We start from the raw sequence: 351 nt of genomic DNA on the forward strand, positions 1-351 counted from the left end.
CCCTTCAGGCGCCGGTGATCCTGATGTCGCAGAACCGGCAGGCGGCGAGGGACCGGGTCACCGCCAGCCTGGCATACGGGATCAACCGAAAAGCGGAGGCCGCCTGGCTTCGTCGTGGTCGGCGCCCCTGCAACCCAACCCCGTGATCCTGAGGTGGCGACGCGTAGCGGGGCGCTCGAAGGGGCCCTCCAGGGATCGCGCAGCCAGCTGGAAGGCTCCTTCGGGGCGCGCTTCGCTCACGCCTCAGGATGAGGGGGTTGGGTTGGAGGAGCGCCGATCAGGGCCGGACCAACAGTTGTGTCCGTTCAGCCGACCGCCCTGCCAAGGCAGCATCGTGTACCATGGCGTTGC

At 68.7% G+C, this 351-nt stretch carries 1 pseudogene; it reads left to right on the top strand.

The annotated features are described in order from the left end of the window. Positions 1-98, top strand: a pseudogene (locus tag MKL20_RS29760) (DUF1003 domain-containing protein); the annotation flags it as partial. Positions 99-351: the final 253 nt, after the last annotated feature.

The organism is Methylobacterium sp. E-066, from assembly GCF_022829635.1.
In the GTDB taxonomy this organism is placed as follows: Bacteria; Pseudomonadota; Alphaproteobacteria; order Rhizobiales; family Beijerinckiaceae; genus Methylobacterium.